Consider the following 4,826-nt stretch of genomic DNA (forward strand, 5'->3'; position numbering starts at 1 on the left):
GCTTGAGTAAGGCTAGTGCTCAGTCCATCGATATTATCAGACTGAGGGGGCAGGCGTACGAGTAGCTCCTCACGCGTGCCTAAATACTGCACTACCGCATCATCAAAGCCATTACTAGCTAGTGCCTGTACCACATCGATCTGTTCAACAGGCTGCTCATAGCGCACATCAGCGGATACGCCGCCGGTGAAATCAAGCCCTAAGTTTAGACCATTAACAGCGATGGCTATAATACTGGCAATTACCATAAATAAAGACAACAGTGCCATCGGCTTTTCTATCTTCATAAAGGGTATAATACGCTGATTACCAACGGCTTTGATACCGCCTTCAGCCTGTGCTGCAGCATCTTCAGCGGCGCTATCATGAGCACTTATCGGCTCGTCTTTGACAAGGTCAGGCGTTTGCGCGGCTAATGCAGAACCTACGCGGCGTGACTGTTTTTTAGAGTTGCCTTTATCAAGCTTATCAGTAGTGGCGCTGTCATTGATGCGACTGCTTTTTTGGGTATTGCTCCCTTTACCATCACGGCGCGGCTTATTGCGGTTGCGGCGGCGTTTATTCGGATCATTGCTAGAGCCACTGCCTGAACCACCAGAGGTTGGCGTGTTATTGTTCTCTGGGTTATTGTTATCATTAATCGCCATAGTATTCTCCTAACCGATGCTCAGACGTTTGATTGATTTGCGCTTGCCATAAGCAATTTGAACCAGCGCGCGCGTGACCAAAATCGCCGTAAATAATGAGCTGACGATACCGATAGCTAAAGTGATGGCAAAGCCTTTGATAGGGCCTGTACCGATGGCGAATAGAATAAAAGCAACCAGTAGGGTTGTGATATTAGCATCAAAAATACTACTAAAGGCGCGATCAAAACCTGCCACGATAGCAGATTTTGGCCGCACCCCATTTGCCAGCTCCTCGCGTATGCGCTCAAAGATCAGCACGTTGGCATCGACCGCCATACCTATAGTCAAGACGATACCGGCAATACCAGGCAGAGTCAGCGACGAGCCTAATATCGACATAATAGCGATAATGATAATAACGTTAATCGCCAGCGCCACATTAGCAATGACCCCAAATAGACGATAAAAGATAATCATAAAGGCGAAGACTAGCAGATAACCCACTTGCGTTGAAAACAGACCCTTTTCGATGTTTTCTTGTCCTAGTGACGGACCAATGGTGCGCTCTTCGACGAAATACATCGGTGCGGCAAGGGCACCTGAGCGTAGTAACAGGGCTAATTCAGCGGCTTCAGCACTGCTATCGAGTCCAGTAATACGAAAGGATGAACCCAAAACGGCCTGAATATTAGCACGGTTGATGACTTTGGTCTCGGCATACGGCGTACGTATCTCTACCATCTCGCCAGTCGCTGCATCCTCTTCATAAGTGATTCTTTGCTTATTTTCAATAAACAAAACCGCCATCTGATTACCAACAGCGGTGCGCGTGGCGTTTTGCATGAGCCTACCGCCAGCGCTGTCCAAAGTAATACTGACCTCAGGCATACCGCTCTCGTCCACACCTGTTTGCGCGTTGGTGACCTTGTCCCCTGTGACAATCGCTTGACGCTCTAATAACACAGGCGGACCATCTAAGCTCTCAAACGGGAAGGCTTCGGTACCCGCAGGCGGAATACCGCCCGTATAAGTCTCACTACCTTCAGCAACCAGGCGAAACTCAAGATTGGCCGTACGACCAAGTACACGCTTAGCTTCGGCGGTATCTTGTACCCCTGGTAACTCAACAACGATACGGCTAGCGCCTTGCGATTGAACCAAAGCCTCAGTCACGCCAAGCTCTGCGATACGATTACGCAGAGTCGTCAAGTTTTGATTGACCGCGTAACTATTGATTTCATCGATAGTAGCATCGTTGTATGACATGACTAAGGCAGGGCCTTGCTCATCGATAGACGATTGCAGATTAAAAGTGTTACCCATCGAGCCTTGCAAGATGTTTTGCGCGCGATTACGGCTATCGGTATCAGCAAAGTGCAATACGATATTAAGACCATCTGTTTTAATACCTGTGACCGCCACGCGCTCAGCACGCAATTCACGGCGCATATCACGGCTAGCACTAGTTAAGCGCTGCTCTAATGCCTTATCCATATCGACTTCGAGTACAAAGCGCACCCCGCCGCGCAAATCTAGCCCAAGCTTCATGGGCTTTGCCCCGATATCACGCAGCCACTGCGGCGTCGTTTGCGCTAAGTTTAGGGCTACGACATAATCCTCACTCAAGTTCTGCTTAAGCACCTCTTGCGCTTTGAGCTGCGTGGTTGGATTATCGAGACGTATAAGCGCACTGTTACCTTCAAACGTACCATTATGGTAGTCGATACCAGCTGACTCAAGCAGACTCTCAGACTCTGTCAAGATACCCTCAGACAGCTGAGTACCTGCAGCCGCACTAGTTATCTGTACGGCAGGTTCATCAGGATAAAGGTTTGGGGCTGCATATAGACCGGCTATGATAAGCACGACGGTAATGATCAGGTATTTCCAAGCGGGATATTGCATAATCACTTCTTAAAGTTGATAACATAATGGGTTAGACAACTTGTGTGCCTATTGTGAGCTCAAGCGCACAAAAGTGACCGTTGAAGCGGTCACTTCTATGTAATAGTGCACATTTAATAACTAAAGGTTATACGCTCTCAATAGTGCCAGCAGGCAAGACTGAAATAACAGAAGCGCGCTGCACTTTGACATCAGTGTTGTTGTTTAAGCTTACAACAGCATAGTCACCTTCTAAGTGCTTGATACGGCCCATCAAACCACCAGCAAAGATAATCTCACTACCAACGGTCAAAGCACTAACCATCGCGCGATGCTCTTTGGTACGCTTTGACTGCGGGCGAATAACTAAGAAGTAAAAAATAGCAAAGAACGCAACGGGCAGTAGGATCTGACCAAATAGTGAAGCACCACCAGCGGCGCCAGCTTCAGCGGCATGAGCAGATTGGATAAAAAAGTTCATAATTTCTCTCAGTGATTAACTAACGATAAAGATTTGAGCACAATAATAAAATTAAACGCATAGTAACAAAAAATCTTTGACTTGGTAACTGTTTATCATAGGCTTGGCATTATTTCACCTAAGCAAGTGCGTATTTTAACTACTATCGATGTTATCGTTCATTGACTGTACAAGGTATAAATCTGCTTGGTGCAAAAAACACCTATTATATAAAGTCAAAATAACAGTGATATCCGTCCAAAGTTAATTAAGATGAAACACTAAAATACAGTGGCACACATAGTAGTATTGAAATCATTAGGCTTGTCGTTATAAGACTTTGGTAAGCCCAAAATCTTTTAAAAGTGCTAGCGCTAACTATTGAATTTATATGCGGCAGGTACCATCAAAAACAAGTGCCTGTTATTGTGAAAAGCCACTAACGGTGCTACTATCATTATCGTTTAGCATAACTCATTATGCTCCTTTTTCTCATTTGTTTAGGTTACCTAACTTGTCCACCATATCTATGTTTGTCTCTACGATCAGTCATTCGCAAGCGCGCGAGAATGACGTCCCCGAAGAACCTGAGCCGATAAACAGGCTCATCTTTTCTAGCAGCAAACGAGCAGTGATGCTGGCTGTAGCCTTGCTCGCGCTAGCTCCGCAGTCCGTGCTAGCGGCGGCGGCAACGACAGCATCTGCGGCTACAGCAGCGCCGACAGCGACGAATATTGCTTTACTCATACTCTTTGTGGCTATTGCTATTGGTATCTCGTTTTTGTGCTCGCTTGCAGAGTCCGTTCTTTTGAGTATGACGCCGTCTTTTATTGCAGATGTGCAAGAGCGTAATCCCAAAAAAGCAGCCATGCTCAAGCGTCTTAAAGTCGATAATATCGATCAGTCGCTTGCCGCTATTTTGACCTTGAACACGGTTGCGCATACTTTAGGCTCCATCGGTGCGGGTGCGCAGGCAACGATCGTATTTGGTAGCACTTGGTTCGGTCTGTTTTCAGGGGTGATGACTCTAGCGATTTTGTTCTTATCAGAGATTATCCCAAAGACTCTCGGTACTGTGTACTGGCGTCAACTGAGCGGCATAGTGGCTCTGTTTGTACGCGGTATTATTGTGCTTTTATATCCGCTGATATGGATATCAGAGAAATTGACCAAGTTGCTGGTTCGCGGTAAAGAAGCCAACGTCTTTAGCCGCCGAGAGTTTGCGGCACTAGCCAGTATCGGCGAAGAATCAGGGCAGATTGATCCACTTGAATCACGAATCATTCGCAACTTATTAGCCTTTGGTGCGATTAAAGTCGAAGACATTATGACGCCGCGTTCAGTGATGCTCGCCTTTGAGCAAAAAAAGACCGTTGCTGAGCTTTTGGTCGATAGACCCAAATTGACCTTTTCACGTTTGCCTATTTATGATGAAGATTTGGACAATATTACAGGTTTTGTGCTAAAGACAGATATGCTACTTGCCAAAGTCAATCATGCGATGCACAAGCCCTTAACACAGTTTAAACGTGATATCACTTTTGTCTTCTCAAAGATGAAACTGTTTGATCTACTAGAGCTTATGCTCAAAAACCGTATTCATATTGCGGTCACTGTTGGTGAGTATGGCGAGGTCAAAGGCCTTGTCACCTTAGAGGATGTTTTTGAAACTCTGCTTGGACTTGAGATTGTCGATGAGATCGATCGCGTCGAAGATATGCAAGCCTTGGCAAGACAGATGATGGATCGCCGAGTTGAGCGTTTGGGTATGAAGATCAGTGATGATGAGCAAGATGATGACAGCAGTGGTATTGGTGAGACTAGAGCTTAATCGCTCACTGCCTAATCACTGA

Annotated in this window: 3 protein-coding genes and 1 pseudogene; 1 reads left to right on the forward strand and 3 read right to left on the reverse strand. The window is 46.2% G+C overall.

Translation table 11 applies throughout. The annotated features are described in order from the left end of the window. From ACTXGO_RS09695 to yajC, 3 genes and pseudogenes are all read right to left on the reverse strand, one after another. A pseudogene (locus ACTXGO_RS09695) lies at nt 1-647 on the reverse strand (protein translocase subunit SecF); the annotation flags it as partial. Nucleotides 648-656: 9 nt separating this feature from the next. Beyond that, nucleotides 657-2,534, reverse strand: a complete 1,878-nt coding sequence (secD, locus tag ACTXGO_RS09700) for a protein translocase subunit SecD (RefSeq protein WP_317198965.1) — start codon at nt 2,532-2,534, stop codon at nt 657-659. Nucleotides 2,535-2,661: 127 nt separating this feature from the next. Next, nucleotides 2,662-2,994, reverse strand: coding sequence for a preprotein translocase subunit YajC (yajC, locus tag ACTXGO_RS09705; RefSeq protein ID WP_317198964.1), 333 nt, complete (start codon nt 2,992-2,994; stop codon nt 2,662-2,664). Nucleotides 2,995-3,607: 613 nt separating this feature from the next. Here yajC and ACTXGO_RS09710 point away from each other — a divergent pair. Then, nucleotides 3,608-4,804 (forward strand): CNNM domain-containing protein, encoded by a 1,197-nt coding sequence (locus ACTXGO_RS09710; protein WP_443574242.1) that lies wholly within the window; start codon nt 3,608-3,610, stop codon nt 4,802-4,804. Nucleotides 4,805-4,826 lie beyond the last annotated feature (22 nt).

Source organism: Psychrobacter sp. T6-1 (genome assembly GCF_052258445.1).